The 16289-nt window shown below is 71.7% G+C and carries 12 protein-coding genes; 7 read left to right on the top strand and 5 right to left on the bottom strand.

From position 1 onward, the window contains the following. The first annotated feature begins 578 nt into the window (after positions 1–578). Positions 579–1028, top strand: a complete 450-nt coding sequence (locus ACFWR9_RS02980) for a PTS glucose transporter subunit IIA (RefSeq protein WP_383834568.1) — start codon at positions 579–581, stop codon at positions 1026–1028. A 77-nt stretch (positions 1029–1105) separates the two neighbouring features. Beyond that, positions 1106–2776 carry a phosphoenolpyruvate--protein phosphotransferase gene (ptsP, locus tag ACFWR9_RS02985; protein ID WP_383834571.1) on the top strand — a complete coding sequence of 557 codons (1671 nt, stop codon included), beginning with the start codon at positions 1106–1108 and terminating at the stop codon, positions 2774–2776. A gap of 71 nt (positions 2777–2847) precedes the next feature. On the opposite strand, the gene ACFWR9_RS02990 is transcribed toward ptsP, so the two are convergent. Both ACFWR9_RS02990 and ACFWR9_RS02995 read right to left on the bottom strand, forming a co-directional pair. Beyond that, the gene (locus tag ACFWR9_RS02990; protein WP_383834574.1) at positions 2848–3738 is read right to left on the bottom strand and encodes a hypothetical protein; all 891 of its coding nucleotides are present in this window, start codon (positions 3736–3738) and stop codon (positions 2848–2850) included. Positions 3739–3860: 122 nt separating this feature from the next. Then, positions 3861–5837, bottom strand: coding sequence for an acetoacetate--CoA ligase (locus ACFWR9_RS02995; RefSeq protein ID WP_383834577.1), 1977 nt, complete (start codon positions 5835–5837; stop codon positions 3861–3863). A gap of 212 nt (positions 5838–6049) precedes the next feature. On the opposite strand from ACFWR9_RS02995, the gene ACFWR9_RS03000 reads away from it, so the two are divergent. Then, complete coding sequence (locus ACFWR9_RS03000; RefSeq protein ID WP_383834580.1) at positions 6050–8428, top strand: glycoside hydrolase family 31 protein; 2379 nt, start codon at positions 6050–6052, stop codon at positions 8426–8428. On the opposite strand, the gene ACFWR9_RS03005 is transcribed toward ACFWR9_RS03000, so the two are convergent. After that, the gene (locus tag ACFWR9_RS03005; protein WP_383834583.1) at positions 8419–8955 is read right to left on the bottom strand and encodes an NUDIX domain-containing protein; all 537 of its coding nucleotides are present in this window, start codon (positions 8953–8955) and stop codon (positions 8419–8421) included. The two genes, ACFWR9_RS03000 and ACFWR9_RS03005, sit on opposite strands and share 10 nt — an antisense overlap. 47 nt (positions 8956–9002) lie before the next feature. Then, positions 9003–9812 carry a M15 family metallopeptidase gene (locus ACFWR9_RS03010; RefSeq protein ID WP_383834586.1) on the bottom strand — a complete coding sequence of 270 codons (810 nt, stop codon included), beginning with the start codon at positions 9810–9812 and terminating at the stop codon, positions 9003–9005. A gap of 149 nt (positions 9813–9961) precedes the next feature. Between ACFWR9_RS03010 and ACFWR9_RS03015 the strand changes: the two genes are divergently transcribed. The 4 genes from ACFWR9_RS03015 to ACFWR9_RS03030 all read left to right on the top strand — a co-directional run bounded on the left by ACFWR9_RS03015 (position 9962) and on the right by ACFWR9_RS03030 (position 15647). Next, positions 9962–11587, top strand: a complete 1626-nt coding sequence (locus ACFWR9_RS03015; protein WP_383834589.1) for an EAL domain-containing protein — start codon at positions 9962–9964, stop codon at positions 11585–11587. Positions 11588–11915: 328 nt separating this feature from the next. After that, on the top strand, positions 11916–12665 hold the full coding sequence (locus tag ACFWR9_RS03020; RefSeq protein ID WP_383834592.1) for an MIP/aquaporin family protein: 750 nt from the start codon (positions 11916–11918) through the stop codon (positions 12663–12665). A 42-nt stretch (positions 12666–12707) separates the two neighbouring features. Continuing rightward, positions 12708–14243 carry a glycerol kinase GlpK gene (gene glpK, locus ACFWR9_RS03025; RefSeq protein WP_383834594.1) on the top strand — a complete coding sequence of 512 codons (1536 nt, stop codon included), beginning with the start codon at positions 12708–12710 and terminating at the stop codon, positions 14241–14243. A gap of 123 nt (positions 14244–14366) precedes the next feature. Then, positions 14367–15647, top strand: a complete 1281-nt coding sequence (locus tag ACFWR9_RS03030; RefSeq protein ID WP_383834597.1) for a serine hydrolase domain-containing protein — start codon at positions 14367–14369, stop codon at positions 15645–15647. Between the two features lie 10 nt (positions 15648–15657). On the opposite strand, the gene ACFWR9_RS03035 is transcribed toward ACFWR9_RS03030, so the two are convergent. Further along, positions 15658–16263 carry an ATP/GTP-binding protein gene (locus ACFWR9_RS03035; protein ID WP_365635707.1) on the bottom strand — a complete coding sequence of 202 codons (606 nt, stop codon included), beginning with the start codon at positions 16261–16263 and terminating at the stop codon, positions 15658–15660. Positions 16264–16289: the final 26 nt, after the last annotated feature.

A 16289-nucleotide genomic window follows, 5' to 3' on the forward strand; every position in this document is an offset into this window, starting at 1 on the left:
TCCTGAGCCAGGATCAAACTCTCCGTGAATGCTATCCACGAGAGCGGAACAGTCGGAGGAATAATCCGACCGTTCACAGCGTCCTCGCTGTGTGTGTTTCAAAGGAACCTCAACCCGATCAGAAGAACCGATCAGGTCGGGGTATCAACATATCTGGCGTTGACTTTTGGCACGCTGTTGAGTTCTCAAGGAACGGACGCTTCCTTTGTACTCACCCGAGATAATCTCTCGCGGCTTTCCTCCGGGCGCTTCCCTTCGGTGTTTCCAACACTATCAGGCTTTCCCGGTGCTTCTGACCACCGTCCTGCGAGCATGCAGAAGGCGATCCAGCGATAGGATCTGATGAGTTGGTTGCTGCCGGGCGAGGACATGTTGCTTGGCATCGCTCAACCGCAGGCAGAGTCACAACTGTACACGGGCCCGCGGAACGGGTGCAAATCTGTGGCGAGTGTGGTCTAGACCTCTATTCGGAACACTCGTGCGGAACCGGTACTTCCTATGACATACGCTGCTGCACAGTGTGCCGTCCGGGACAGGCAGTGACGGCTCGTACAGATCCCCGCCCTGGGAGGCTTCCCATGACCACCGTCTCGTCCCCGCTCGCAGGACGCACCATCGGCCTGGCCGCTGTGCCGGATCCCGTCTTCTCCGGGGCCATGGTCGGCCCGGGCACCGCCATCGACCCCGTGCGCGAACCCTCCGAAGCGGTCGCCCCCGTCGACGGCGTCATCGTTTCCCTGCACCCGCACGCCTTCGTCGTCGTCGACGACAGCGGGCACGGTGTGCTGACCCACCTCGGCATCGACACCGTGCAGCTCAACGGCGAGGGGTTCGAGCTCCTGGTGAACAAGGGCGACACCGTGGTCCGCGGCCAGGGCGTGGTGCGCTGGGACCCGGCCGGTGTCGAGGCCGCGGGCAAGTCGCCGATCTGCCCGATCGTGGCCCTGGAGGCCACGGCCGAGGCGCTCGCCGAGCTGCGTGAGGACGGCGACGTGAAGGCCGGCGAGAGTCTCTTCCTCTGGAAGTGACGTCGACGCCGTCGTCCGACGGCCGGCAGGACAACCACCGCGGCGGCGGGACCCGCCGCATTATCGGGACGGGTGAGATGGAGACAACGCTGCGAGGCGTCGGGGTGAGCCACGGCGTGGCGATCGGCGAGGTTCGGCACATGGGGACGGCGGTGCTGGAGCCGCCGGCCAAGCAGATTCCGGCCGAGGACGCGGAGCGTGAGCAGGGGCGTGCCCGCAAGGCCGTGGAAGCTGTGGCCGCCGATCTGATGGCGCGCGGCAACCTGGCCGGGGGTGAGGCCCAGGCGGTTCTCGAGGCGCAGGCCATGATGGCCCAGGACCCCGAGCTGATGGCGGACGTGGAGCGGCGGATCACCGTCGGCAGCACTGCCGAGCGGGCGGTCTACGACGCCTTCGCCGCGTATCGCGCCCTGCTGGCCGGTGCCGGAGAGTACCTGGCCGGTCGCGTGGCCGACCTCGACGACGTGCGGAATCGTATCGTCGCCCGGCTGCTCGGGGTGCCGATGCCGGGTGTCCCGGACAGCGACGAGCCGTACGTCCTCATCGCGCGGGATCTCGCGCCGGCCGACACCGCGCTGCTGGACCCGACGCTGGTGCTCGGCTTCGTCACCGAGGAGGGCGGGCCGACCAGTCACAGCGCGATCCTCGCGCGGGCGCTCGGTGTGCCGGCCGTGGTGGCGCTTCCGGGGGCCGGGGAGATTCCCGAGGGCACGGTCGTGGCCGTCGACGGGAGCACCGGTGAGATCTTCGTGAATCCCGGCGAGGAGAAGAAGGCGCGGCTGGCCGCGGAGGCGGCCGAGCGCAAGGCGGCGCTGGCCGCCGCGACCGGCCCGGGCGCCACGTCGGACGGGCACAAGATGCCGCTGCTCGCGAACATCGGTGGTCCCGCCGACGTACCGGCGGCGGTGGAGGCCGGGGCGGAGGGCGTCGGTCTCTTCCGTACCGAGTTCCTCTTCCTCGACGACAGCAAGAACGCACCGACGGAGGAGAAGCAGGTCTCCGCCTACCGGCGGGTGCTGGAGGCGTTCCCCGAGGGCCGGGTCGTCGTGCGGGTGCTGGACGCCGGCGCGGACAAGCCGCTGGACTTCCTGACCCCGGGCGACGAACCGAACCCGGCGCTGGGCGTGCGGGGGCTGCGGACGCTGCTGGACCACCCGGACGTGCTGCGGACGCAGCTGACGGCGCTGGCGAAGGCGGCGGAGAGTCTGCCGGTCTACCTAGAGGTCATGGCGCCGATGGTGGCTGACCGGGCGGACGCGAAGGCGTTCGCGGACGCCTGCCGCGAGGCCGGGCTGCGGGCGAAGTTCGGCGCGATGGTGGAGATCCCCTCGGCCGCGCTGCGTGCGCGCTCGGTCCTCCAGGAGGTCGAGTTCCTGTCGCTGGGGACGAACGACCTCGCGCAGTACACCTTCGCCGCCGACCGTCAGGTGGGTGCGGTGTCCCGGCTGCAGGACCCTTGGCAGCCGGCGCTGCTCGACCTGGTCGCGCTGTCCGCCGAGGCGGCGAAGGCCGAGGGCAAGAGCTGCGGAGTGTGCGGTGAGGCCGCGTCGGATCCGCTGCTGGCCTGCGTGCTGACGGGGCTGGGTGTCACCTCCCTCTCCATGGGTGCGGCGTCGCTGCCGTACGTGCGGGCGACGCTGGCGAAGTTCACGCTGGCGCAGTGCGAGCGGGCCGCCGCGGCCGCCCGGGCGGCGGAGAGCGCCGAGGAGGCGCGCAACGCGGCTCAGGCGGTGCTGTCCGGCGAATAGGGCCGGGCGGGGCCGCGGCTGCCGCTGTGTGCGGGGCGTTCCACCTTCGGGTGGGGCGCGCCCCGCGGTCGTCAGTGGTGGTGTCCCGGGGGCAGGTGGTCGTCTCCGAGGTCGGGCGGAGCGCAGTAGTCGACGTTGGATTCCGGGGAGATGAGGTCGCCGTTCTCGACGTCGGTGCAGTAGGCGTCGAAGACCTCGCCGGCGGTGAGAGGTTCGAGGCCGTATCCGCGCAGTCGCCAGCCGTGGATGCGGTCGGGGCCGCTCGCCGGGCTGATGCGCATGACGAGTCCGCCGGGGCTGTGGGTGGCCAGGCCGAGGGCGAGGACGCTGGTGAATTCGAGGGCCTCGGCCTCGTCGACGTGGGGGTTGCCGTCGATCTCCTCGTCGGCGTGCAGGACGGAGACGAGGTCTTCCGGGGATCCCGAGACGCTGCATACCAGGTGCCGGTTACCCGGTGGGGCGGTCCGCAGGACCTGGAGCAGGAGGCGTGAGGCTCGGGTGAAGGCGGCTCGGCCGAGATCTTCGCCGCAGGTGGAGCAGGTGCCGAGGCGGGCGAGCAGGGTGGCCGCGTACTCCCAGGTGGCCTGGCGGACGGCTTCGTCGACCAGGGCCGGCAGGAGGTCGGTGAGGGGCTGGCCCTCGTACGGGACGGTGGGGCCGTTGATGGCGAGTTCGGCGGTGAACCGGGTCCGGCTGGCGGGGGCGTCGGGGTCGAGGCCCGCCGTGGTGCAGAAGTCGGCGTACTCCTCCGGGTCGAAGAGGGCGATCGTGGTGTGGGAGCCCTCTGCGGCGCGTGCCCTCAGGAGGGCTTCCACCTGCCGGAGATAGGCGGCGTGGTCGTGGAAGGTGAAGCTGCGGTAGCGCCGCATGGCGCGGAAGTCGTGTTCGTCGGTGAGCAGTCCGATGGTGCCCGCGATTTCGCGGCGCAGGACGCGTCGCATGGTCTGGTCGGTGTGCGCCATGTTTCCCCCTGTGCACGGTCGATCAATGCTCACTCACAGTAATCGGCGGCACTGACAACGGCGTCGGGCGGGCGCGGGTGAGCCGGCCGCCGTCGCGGGCGGCCGGCCGGTCGAGGGCCTGGTCAGGAGCGTTTGCGGGCCAGGTCCTCGTAGAAGTGGAGCAGGTCGAGGTTGTCGATGGAGCCGGGGTTGACGGCCTTGTCCAGGGGGGTGCCCTGGAGGAGGCGCTTGACCGGGACCTCGATGCGTTTGCCGGTCAGGGTGTGCGGGATGCCGGGCACCTCGATGACCTCGTCGGGGACGTGGCGCGGGGAGAGCTGTTCGCGGATGGTCCGTTTGATGCGGTCGAGCAGGGGCTCGTCGAGGGTGGCTCCGGGGGCCAGGTGCACGAACAGGGGCATCCAGTAGCCGCCGTCCGGTCGTTCGATGCCGATGACGAGGGATTCCCTGATCTCGGGGAGTCGTTCGACGGCTTCGTAGATGTCGGCGGAGCCCATGCGGACGCCCTGCCGGTTGAGGGTCGAGTCGGAGCGGCCGTGGATGACGACGGAGCCGCGTGAGGTGAGGGTGATCCAGTCGCCGTGCCGCCAGACGCCGGGGTACGTGTCGAAGTAGCTGTCGTGGTAGCGGCTGCCGTCGGGGTCGTTCCAGAAGTGGATCGGCATCGAGGGCATGGGGTTGGTGACGACCAGCTCGCCGACCTCGTCGGTGAGGGGGTTGCCGTGGGGGTCCCAGGCCTGGAGGTCGGTGCCCAGGCCCGGTGCCTGGAGTTCGCCGATGTACACGGGAAGGGTGGGGACGGCGCCCGCGAAGCAGGAGCACACGTCGGTGCCGCCGCTGACGGAGGCGATCCACAGGTCCGTGCCGCTTTCGGCGAACTCGTCGTGCAGCCAGCGGAAGCCGTCGGGCGGGAGCGGGGAGCCGGTGGTGGCGACGCACTGGATCCTGGAGAGGTCCAGGTCGCGGGCCGGGTGGACGTCGGCCTTGCGGCAGGCCATGACGTAGGCGGCGGAGGTGCCGAAGAGGGTGGCGCCGGTCCGTTCGGCGATACGCCACTGGGCGTCCGTCGCGGGGAATCCGGGGCTGCCGTCGTAGAGGACGATCGTCGTCCCGGTGAGCAGGCCGGAGACGAGGAAGTTCCACATCATCCAGCCGGTCGACGTGTACCAGAAGAAGCGGTCCTCGGGGCCGAGGTCGCAATGCAGGCCGAGTTGTTTGAGGTGTTCGACCAGGATGCCGCCCTGGGACTGGACGATGGCCTTGGGCAGGCCGGTGGTGCCGGAGGAGTACAGCACCCACAGGGGGTGGTCGAAGGGCACCTGTTCGTAGACGGGTTCCGTGTCCGCGGCCGTCAGGGTTCCCCAGTCGAGCGCGCCGTCGGGGGCCTCGGTGCCGAGGAGCGGGATGTGGACCACGGCGCGCAGGGTGGGCAGTTCGCGGCGGAGTTCGGCGACGGTGTCGCGGCGGTCGTGTTCCTTGCCGCCGTAGCGGTAGCCGTCGACGGTGAACAGGACGACGGGTTCGACCTGCTGGAAGCGGTCCAAGACGCTACGGGCGCCGAAGTCGGGGGCGCAGGAGGTCCAGACGCCGCCGACGGCCGCGGTGGCGAGGAGGGCGACCACGGCCTGGGGGATGTTCGGGAGGTATCCGCTGACGCGGTCCCCGGGGCAAACGCCGAGGGCCCGCAGTTCGGCGGCGAGTGAGCCGACCTGGCGGCGCAGCTCGGCCCAGGTGACGGGGACGGTTTCATGGGTCTCGTCGACGTGGAGGAGGGCCGGTTCGTCCGCGCGGGTGGCCGCGGCGCGCAGGGCGTGCTCGGCGTAGTTGAGGGTGGCGCCGGGGAACCACTGGGCTCCGGGCATCGCGCGGTCGCCCAGTACGCGCGCGTAGGGGGTCGAGAAGCGTACGTCGAACCATTCCGTGACGGCTTTCCAGAAGGTTTCCGGCTCGTCCACGGACCAGCGGTGAAGTGCCGGGTAGCCGCCGTCGGCGGGGGCGTCGTGGTGCTCGGACGCCCAGGTCTGGAATCTGGTGATCCGCGCCTGGGCGACGCGCTGCGGGTCTGGCTGCCAGAGCGGCTGGGGGGTGACGGTCGACATGGGCGGCTCCCGGACTGTGCGCGTCGTGTGCGTCCTCCGCGCACGGGCTGGGGTGTGCGCGTGACGCGGCTGACACGGACGATGCCATGTGATCGACTTCCGCACCAGGGCGGGCCCCACATAGTCGGCGTCGTGAAGATGTGGGCCCGTCACGGGTGAACGGCAGTTGAACGACGCCCCTGGGCGCGCTGGTCGATGGCAGGGTGAGCAGCATGGACGGTCGTGACCTGGTGCGTTCGATGAAGACGTTCGGTTCTGCGGGGGCGGCGCAGGGGTTGCGTACCGTACGGGCGGCGTGGCGCCGGAGGCGGGCCGATGCCGTGGGACTGCCGCCGCGGGGTGCGGAGCGCGCACGGGTGCCGGGGCCGATGCGGGAGGTGGAGCCCGGACCGGGGGGTGGGGTGATCCGGTTCGGCCGCTCGGAGCTGCGCATCCTCGTCGCCGTGAACGGGGCGGTCTTCTGGGGCTGGGACGGGGCCGGGCCGGAGCCGTCGTACGCGTTGGCGGGCCGCTGTCCTGAGCCGGATCCGCGGGCGGTGCTGGAGCCGGACAAGGACGGCGGCCGGCGGGTGGTCGCGGAGCGGGCGACGGTGGCCGTGTCCCGGCACGGGGCGGTCGAGGTGCGGACACCGGGGGGCGTGGTTCTGCGGCGTGAGCTGCCGCCGCGCTGGTGGGAGCCGGCCGACGGCGGGCCGGCGCGCTGGACGCAGCGGTCGGAGGTGGCGGCGGACGCCCGGTTCTTCGGGCTCGGCGGGCGGTCCGCGGGGCCCCGGTTGCGGGAGGGCACGTACCGGCTGTGGAACACCGACTCCGGCCTGCCCTCCGTACCGGGTGCGGACTCGTTGTCCGTCACGATGCCGGTGCAGTTGGTGGTGGCCGACGCCGGGACGCATCTGGTCTTTCACGACAGCGCGTGGGACGGAACGGTGGCCTTGCGGGAGGGCGAGGAGGGGGCGGGCTCCGGGCACGACCGGCCGGGGCGGAGTGTGCTGCGGATGGACGGCGGTCCGCTGCGGTGCTGGGTGATGGTCGGTACGCCCGCGCGTGTGCTGCTTGCCTGGGCCTCGCTGACCGGGGCGCCCGCGTTGCCGCCCTCGTGGGCGCTGGGTCACCATCACGCGCTGTGGGGCTCCGGCGACGAGGAGGAGGTACGGCGGGTCGTCACCGGCTATCAGGAGCGTGATCTGCCGCTCGACGCGGTGCACCTGGGCATCGGTCATGCGGACGCCCACCAGGTGTTCACCGTCGACGAGGAGCGGTTCCCCAAGCTGCCCGTCCTCGCCGAGGAGCTGCGGCGGGACGGGATTCGGCTGGTGTCGGTCGTCGAACCCGCCGTGCCCGCCGTGCCCGGCAACACGGTGTACGACGGTGGCACGCGCGAGGACGCGTTCGTGCGGGAAGCTTCCGGGCCGGCCGTCCGGGGTGTGGCACGGGCGGGGGACGTGGTCTTTCCGGACTTCACGCACGCGCGTGCGCGTGCGTGGTGGGGCGGGCTCTACGAGGAGCGGCTGGGGCAGGGGTTCGCCGGTGTCTGGCACGACCTGAACGCGCCCACGTCATTCACCGCCTTCGGGGAGCCGACGCTGCCGCGCTCGGCCCGCCACTGGCTGGAGGGCAGGGGCGGTGACCACCGGGAGGCGCACAACGTCTACGGCCTGTGCATGGCCCGCGCGGGGTACGAGGGGTTGCGGGCTCTGGCGCCCGATGAGCGGCCGTTCGTCGTCTCACGCTCCGGGTGGGCCGGCCTGCAGCGGTACGGCGGCACGTGGTCAGGGGACGTGGCCACGGGCTGGCCGGGGCTGCGGGCGTCGCTGGCGTCGGTGTTGGGGCTCGGGCTGTGCGGGGTGCCGTATTCGGGGCCGGACGTGGGCGGGACCGACGGGAGTCCGTCGCCGGAGCTGTATCTGCGGTGGTTCCAGCTGGCGGCCCACCTGCCCTTGTTCCGCACCCACGGGGGGCCTCGGGCGGGGCGCAGGGAGCCGTGGGAGTTCGGGGCCGAGGTGCTGGAGCACGCGCGCCTGGCGCTCGTCGAGCGGCGGCGGCTGCTGCCGTACTTCGTGACACTGGCGCATCTGGCCCGGCGTACGGGTGCGCCGTACGTGCGTCCGCTGTGGTGGGCGACGCCGGAGGAGCGGACGTTGCGGGACTGCGAGGACGCGTTCCTGCTCGGCGACTGCCTGCTGGTGGCGCCGGTGCTCGATCCGGGGGCGGACCGGCGTGCGGTGCAGTTGCCGCGGGGGCGGTGGTACGACGTGGTGACGGAGCGGGCGTACGAGGGGCCGGCGCAGGTGCTCGTGGAGGCTCCGTTGGCGCGGATCCCGGTGTTCGCGCGCGCGGGAGCGGTGGTTCCGGTACGCGGGGAGGACGGGGCGCCGGCGTTGGAGGTGTGGGCGCCCGCGCGGGGGCGGACCGGCGGTGGGCTGGTCGTGCGGGACGCGGGCGACGGGTGGGTGGAACCGGAGATCGAGCGCTACGTGTCGCGCTGGGAGGGTCGGCGGGTGGTCGTGCGGCGCGAGGGTGGGGACGGAGCGGGCGAGCCGTCCTGTCCGGTGCGTGTGCGGGGCCTGGTCGAGCGCCCGGCTCAGAGGTAGCGGCCCTCGAACCAGGACCGTACGGCCCTGGTGTGGAGCGGGAAGGCCAGCTCCTCCGCCCGGCGCAGGAGGTGCCAGCCCTCGGTCTCGTCGGTGGCGTGGGAGGTGGGGAGGCTTTCGACCGGACGCTCGGGGAGGGAGCCGAAGAGAAGCAGGTGGCCGTCGGGCGAGCTCATGGCGTCGGCGAGCCGTACGTCGTGGCTCGCCGCGTCGATGCCGGTCTCCTCCTTGAGTTCGCGGACGACGGCCTGCCGCCAGTCCTCTCGGTCGTCGATGTAGCCGCCGGGCAGGGCGACGCCCCCGCGCGCGGGGGCCACGGTGCGGGTGATGACCACCAGGGCGGTGCCCTGCGTGTCGTACACGGGCTGGAGGGCCACCGCGACCGGCAGCGGGTTGCGGTAGGCCACGGTGCCGCACGCGGGGCAGGTGCGGGACCAGCCGGAGACGCCCTCTCCGTAGGGCGTACCGCAGCTCGAACAGTGGGAATTCGGCGCGGAGTTGGGAACGGAGGCTTGAGTTTCGGACACGCGGCGGACTGTATCCGATCGCGGAGCGGGCGGCTCCGGCAGGCCGTTCAGCAGCGTCCGGCGAGGGACCTGGCGGAGACCGGGAAGTCGAAGTAGGTGTCCGGGTAGGGCTCGGGCTTGTACGTGAAGTGCCACCACTCCTCGGGGAGGTTTACCAGGCCGACGCGCTCCAAGGTGTCCTTGAGCAGGAGCCGGTTGGCGCGCTGGGTGCCCTGTACGCGGGGGTCGAGGGTGTGGGAGCGGGTGTCGAAGCAGTCGTATCCGGTGCCCATGTCGACGGAGTTGTCGGGGAAGCGTTCGTCCTGCGGTGCGAAGCACGGCACCAGGGGCTGTCCGGGCCGGTACGGCGGGGTGTGCTTCGCCGGGAGCCGTACGATCGTCAGGTCCATGGTCGAGCCCCGGCTGTGGCCGGACTTCTCCGCGATGTAGCCGTCGTCGAACAGGCGGGTCTTGTCGACCTCCGGGTAGAACTCGGCCTTCATGTCCTGGTCGTCGAGGTCTTCGGCCCAGCGGACGAAGTGGTCGACGGCGCGCTGCGGCCGGTAGCAGTCGTACACCTTCAGGGAGTAGCCCTGGCGCAGCAGCCGGGTCTGCGCCTTGTGGAGGGCCTTGGCCGCGGGGCGGGTGAGGATGCACAGGGGTTGCCGGTAGCCGTCGATCGGTTCGCCGACGAAGTTGTGCGGGGTGACGTAGCGGATCTCCTCGATGATCGTCGGGTCGACGCTTCTCAGGGCCACGAAGTTCTCGGGGGCCCTCGGTTCAGGCCGGGCCTGTGCGGTGGCGGGGACGGCCGTGACGGCGAGCAGGGCGGCGAAGGCGGTGGCCAGAGCGCGCAGCGCGGTCGAGAGTCGTGTCATGTTCCCTGCATCTATCAGGATCGACTCCCGTGAGGGAAGTGGGCGGGCCGACGACTCACCGCGCGTGTGCGGCGCCGGCGAGCCGGAATCCCGCGTGAACGTCTCATGAACTGGGCCCGCGTGGGTGCCGGCGGCGCGATCCTGCTCCCGTGCGCTCCTGGACGGACACTCTCCGCTTCGCCTTCCAACCGGTGGTCAATCTGATGACCGGCGGGGTCGCGGCGCTGGAGATACTCGCCCGCCCGGAGAGCGGAGACATCCTGGCCGAGGCGCGCCGCGACCCCGAACTCGACGGCCGTCTGGCGGTGTCGGCGCTGCGCGCGGCGGTGCGCAAGGAGACGCTGCTGCCGCTGCACGTCAACGTGTTCGCGGGCACCCTCGCCGACCTGGGTGGGCTGCGGCCCCTGCACGACGCCGTGCGTGAGGCGGGCCGGATGCCGTGGGAGGTGACGCTGGACGTCTGTCCGCCGTACACGCACGTGCCGCGGCAGGCCCTGCTGGAGGCGTTGACCGTGCTGCGGGGGCAGGGGTTCCGGATTTCCGCGGACGGGGTGGGCGACGGGGACGCGCCGCTGCGGCTGCTGACGGACCTGGCGCCGGAACTGGTCAAGCTCGACGCGTCGCTGCTGGCCAGGCCGGCGGCGGTGCGGGCGATGCGGGTGCTGTGCGATGGGATGGGGGCGCTGCTGTCCGTCGAGGGGGTGGAGACGGAGACGCAGTACGCCGTCGCGCGGGCGGCCGGCGCGCAATGGGCGCAGGGCGAGCTGTTCGCGCCGCCGGCGCGGCTGCCCGCGGCGGACGTGTACGTTCCGTCCGGCTCGCCCGGCGTCGTACCGGCGCCCCGGTCGGGGCCGTCGGTACGGCAGTTCGTGCGGCCGGCCGCGCTGCTGCCCGTGACGGCTTCGGCGGAGCAGGTGCGGGCCCTGCTGACCGGGTCGCCCGACGTGTCCGGGGTGCTGCTCGTGGACCGCGACGGCGTGCCGGTGCGGTCGGTGCACCGCTCCCGCTTCCTGCTGTCCATGTCGGCACGCTACGGACACGCCCTGTACGCCGACCGCCCGGCCGCGAAGCTGGGCGACGCGCCGCGGACGGTGGGCGTCGACGCGACGGCCTGGGAGGTGCTGGACGTGGTGGCCGTCGGCGGCCGGGGCCGTACGTCGGACGACGTGGCCGTGGTCGACGCGTACGGGCGGTGCGTGGGCGTCGTACGGCTCGCGGACCTGGTGCGGGCGCTGGCCGAGAGCCGGGTGGAAGAGGCGGCCGGGCTCAACCCGCTGACCCGGCTGCCCGGTTCGGACGCCATCACGGACGAGGTGGACCGGCGGATCGCGGACGGGCGGGCGTTCGCGCTGAGCTGGCTCGACGTGGACCACTTCAAGCAGGTGAACGACGGGGCCGGGTTCGCCGCCGGCGACGAGTTGATCCGGTCGGTCGGGCAGGCGCTGCTGCGGTCGGCGAGGGGGACCACGCGCGTGGGGCACATCGGCGGAGACGACTTCCTGGTGCTCACCGACCCGGACGGGCTGGATCCGCTGGCCGCCTCCGTCCTTGACGTCCCGTGGTCGGCCGGCGGGCGGCCCGTGACGCTCTCCCTGGCGACGGTCCTGTGCGCGCCGGGCACCGTGCCGGACCACCGGCAGGCCGCGGCCGGCCTGGCACCGCTCAAGAAGGCCGCCAAGGCGTTGCGCGGCGCGAGTTGGGTGCTGGGCCGGGCGGGTGCGCCGGGGCACGAGGTGCGGCGCGGCTCGGACCGGTCGGCGGCGCCCGCGGGCTGAGCGGAGGCCCGCCGCGCCAGAGGGCGGGGCATGTCGTCGGCCACGCGCGCGTGGCGGCGCGTCGTCGGAACCGTTGCGGTCGGCCACCTTGACGCTCCCCGGACGCCGGTGAACACTTCCGGTGTCAGTCGACATAGCCTCACATCTCGGCGTATTCCGGCACTGCGTCGCGCGGGTTCCCCGGTGACGGGGGCCCGCTCCCCCACGGGTGGTTCGGCTGCTACGGCACGCTCGTCACCCACGCCCCCGCGGCGGAACTCGCCATGGGAACGCACCCCGCACATGAGGACCGGGGCCGACCGTCCCGGGCCAGGGCCTAGGAGCCGCCATGAGCAACGGAGACATCTTCGTCGGCGAGATCATCGGTACGGCGATCCTCATCCTCTTCGGCGCGGGTGTCTGCGCCGCCGTGACCCTCCGGTACAGCAAGGCGCGGGCGTCGGGGTGGGTGGTGATCGCGTTCGGCTGGGGGTTCGGTGTGCTGGCGGGCGCGTACACCGCGGCGCCCCTGTCCGGCGGGCATCTCAACCCGGCCGTCACCCTCGGGATCGCCGTCGACACCGGCGAGTGGGGCAAGGTCTGGGTCTACCTGCTCGGACAGTTCGTGGGGGCGATGCTCGGCGCCGCCCTGTGCTACCTCACCTACTTCGCCCAGTTCCAGGCCAACGTCCGCCAGACCCGTACCACCGACGGCACCGCGGACGAGCCGGTGCCGACGCTCGGCATCTTCTCCACGATCCCGGAGATCCGGAACCCGGTCGCCAACCTGGTCACGGAGATCATCGCGACCGTGGGGCTCGTGCTGCCGATCCTCGCCTTCGGACTCACCGAAGGGCTCGGCGAGTCCGGGACGCTGGTGCTGATCGTCTCCCTGCTCGTGGTCGGGATCGGCCTCTCCCTCGGCGGGCCGACCGGTTACGCCATCAACCCCACGCGCGACCTCGGTCCCCGCATCGTGCACAGCTTCCTGCCGATCCCCAACAAGGGCACCTCCGACTGGGGTTACGCCTGGATTCCGGTGGCCGGGCCGCTGATCGGCGGGGTGCTCGCCGGGCTCATCTACAACCTGGCCTTCTGAAACACGGCCCTCCGTCCTCCGAATCCAGCCCAAGGGGCAGCCATGACGGACCACTCCACGAAGTACGTCGCCGCGATCGACCAGGGCACCACCTCCAGCCGCTGCATCGTGTTCGACCAGGACGGCGCGATCGTCGCCGCCGACCAGCGCGAACACCGCCAGATCTTCCCCAAACCGGGCTGGGTGGAGCACGACGCCACCGAGATCTGGTCCAAGGTGCAGGCGGTGGTCGCCGGGGCGATCGCCAAGGCCGGGCTGCGCGCCGACCGGCTCAGCGCGCTGGGCATCACCAACCAGCGCGAGACGACCGTGCTGTGGGACCGGGCGACCGGCAAGCCGGTGCACAACGCCATCGTGTGGCAGGACACCCGTACGTCGGCGCTGTGCCGCCAGTTGGGTGGCACGGACGGGCAGGACCGATTCCGCGAGTCGACCGGACTGCCGCTGGCGAGCTACTTCTCCGGGCCGAAGGCGGCCTGGCTGCTCGACAACGTGCCCGGCCTCAGGGCTCGCGCCGAGCGCGGTGAGATCGCCTTCGGCACCATCGACTCCTGGCTGATCTGGAACCTCACCGGCGGTACCGAGGGCGGGCGGCACGTCACGGACGTGACCAACGCCGGGCGCACCATGCTGATGGACCTCCGCACCCTCCAGTGGGACCCGGCCATCCTCTCGGCGATGAACATCCCTGAGGCCGTGCTGCCCGAGATCAGGTCGTCCGCAGAGGTGTACGGCACCGCCGTCGGCCAGCTCGCCGGCGTGCCCGTGGCCTCCGCGCTCGGCGACCAGCAAGCGGCCGTGTTCGGACAGGCCTGCTACGACGTGGGCACGGCGAAGAACACCTACGGCACGGGCAGCTTCCTGCTGCTCAACACCGGTGACCGGCCGGTGCCGTCGAAGAGCGGGCTGCTCACGACGATGGGCTACAAGATCGGCGACGAGGCGCCGGTCTACTGTCTGGAGGGCTCGATCGCCGTCACCGGCTCCCTGGTGCAGTGGTTCCGCGACCAGCTCGGCATCATCGGCGACGCGGACGAGATCGAGCCACTGGCGGCGAGCGTGACGGACAACGGGGGCGCCTACATCGTGCCCGCGTTCTCCGGGCTCTTCGCGCCGTACTGGCGTTCCGACGCCCGCGGGGTGGTCACCGGCCTCACCCGGTACGTCACCAAGGCGCATCTCGCGCGGGCGGTGCTGGAGGCGACGAGCTGGCAGACGCGGGAGGTCGTGGACGCGATGTACCAGGACTCCGGGGTGCGCATCACGACGCTCAAGGTCGACGGCGGCATGACGAAGAACGGTCTGCTGATGCAGCACCAGGCGGACGTACTGGGCGTGCCGGTGATCCGGCCCCGTGTCTCCGAGACGACCTGCCTCGGCGCCGCGTACGCGGCCGGGCTGGCCACGGGTGTGTGGAGCGGCCTGGACGCGCTCAGGGCGCACTGGCAGCGGGACGCCGAGTGGGCACCGGCGATGGAGTCGTCGGTGCGCGACCGCGAGTACCGCAACTGGCGCAGGGCGGTGGAGAAGAGCTTCGGCTGGCTGGAGGACGAAGACGGTCCGGGTCCGGCCGACTGAGGGTCGTGCCGGGGGTCTTTCGGGGTTCTCCCTGATGTTCGCGACATTCCGCTCGGATTGAATGTGGATCACGGAGCGCGATGACCGTCGCGTCCGAGCATCAGAGGCATCAGGGGGAAGCCGATGACTGATCGAGTGCGCCCGTCGGGGCGGCGGCAGGGTGGGAAGGCCGAACGGGGCGGAGCGGGGCTCCGGCTGGTCGTGACGGCGTCGGTGTGCGCGCTGGTGGCCACCGGCACCGTCTCGGCGGTACCGGCCGCGGCGAACGGCGCGGACGACCGGGGGGACGGCTTACGCGGCCGGCACGCCGCGACTCGGGCGGCGTTGGACGCGATCGTCGCGGAGGGCACACCGGGCGCGCTCGCCGCGGTACGGGAAGGCCGTGACCGGTGGTCGGGCGACGCCGGTGTGGCGCGCCTGAGGACGGGCGAACAGCGCCGTCCCGCCGACCACTTCCGGATCGGCAGCCTCACCAAGACGTTCACCGCCACGGTGCTGCTGCAACTGGACGCGGAAGGCGTCCTCTCGCTCGACGACACCGTCGACGACTGGCTGCCGGGTCTCGTACGGGGCCGGGGCAACGACGGCCGGAAGGTCTCCCTGCGCCACCTGCTCAACCACACCAGCGGGATCTTCAACTACAACCGCGACGAGGGCTTCCTCGCCAAGTTCACCGGCGAGTCCTTCCTGGCCCACCGCTACGACGGCGCCACCCCTGAGGAGCTGGTGGGGATCGGCCTGTCCCACCGCCCGCTGTTCGCTCCCGGCACCGGCTGGGCGTACTCCGACACCAACTACATCCTCGCCGGCCTGGTCATCGAGAAGGCCACGGGCGACGACTACGCCGACCAGGTCGAGCGGCGGATCATCGAACCGCTGAGGCTCCGCTCCACCATCGTGCCCGGCTCGTCCGCCGCGGTGCCGCGCCCGCACGGCAGGCACTACTCCAAGCTCTACGACGACGCCCCGAACGCACCCGTGCACGACGTCACGGAGTTCAACCCCTCCGTCGCCGGTGCCGCGGGCGAGATCATCTCCAACACCCGGGACGTCAACCGGTTCTTCGGCGCACTGCTCCGCGGCGAACTGCTGCCCCGACAGCAGATGAAGGAGATGTTCGCAACGGTGCCCATCGTCGAGGAGGAAGGGGAGGAGGAGGCGCCGACGACCCGGCGGACGTACCACGCCACCGAGGGCACCGCCGTCTACGGGCTGGGGATCCGGGGTGACACACTCTCCTGCGGCGTGACCGTGTGGGGCCACGGCCGCCAGGTCCCCGGCTCCCTGTCGCGGGTGGCGGCCACCCGCGACGGCCGCCACGTGCTGACCCTCAACAGAAACGGCGACTGGGGCAGCCAGGCCGCCGAGGACGCGGTGCTGGAGGCGGAGTTCTGTGACCGGTGACCGGTGCCGGTCAGGTCGTGACGACCCGGCGGCGGTCGGCCGCCTGGGCCATCGCGTGCTGGACCACACCGACGAGGACCTCCTTCACCGACTCCCGGTCACGCGCGTCGCACATCACCACGGGCACATCGGCATCCAGGTCGAGGGCCTGGCGGACGGTCTCGGAGGGATAGCGGGCCGAGCCCTCGAAGCAGTTGACGCCGACCAGGAACGGGATGGAACGCCGTTCGAAGTAGTCGACGGCGGCGAAGCAGTCCTCCAGACGGCGGGTGTCGGCCAGGACGACGGCCCCCAGCGCCCCCTCGGACAGCTCGTCCCACATGAACCAGAACCGCTCCTGGCCGGGGGTGCCGAACAGATAGAGCACCAGGTCCTCGCGCAGCGTGATGCGTCCGAAGTCCATGGCCACCGTGGTGGTGTGCTTCTCCTCCACACCGCTCAGATCGTCGACGGGCCGCCCGGCCTCGGTGAGCAGTTCCTCGGTGCGCAGCGGCCGGATCTCGCTGACCGCGCCGACGAGGGTGGTCTTGCCCACGCCGAAGCCGCCGGCCACCAGGATCTTGAGCGTGACGGGCTCGACCGGCGGCTTGCCGCGCTGGGAACGCCCGAAGATCATCGGTCTCTTCTCCTTAACGTGCCGCT

Source organism: Streptomyces sp. NPDC058534, assembly GCF_042717365.1.
In the GTDB taxonomy this organism is placed as follows: Bacteria; Actinomycetota; Actinomycetes; order Streptomycetales; family Streptomycetaceae; genus Streptomyces.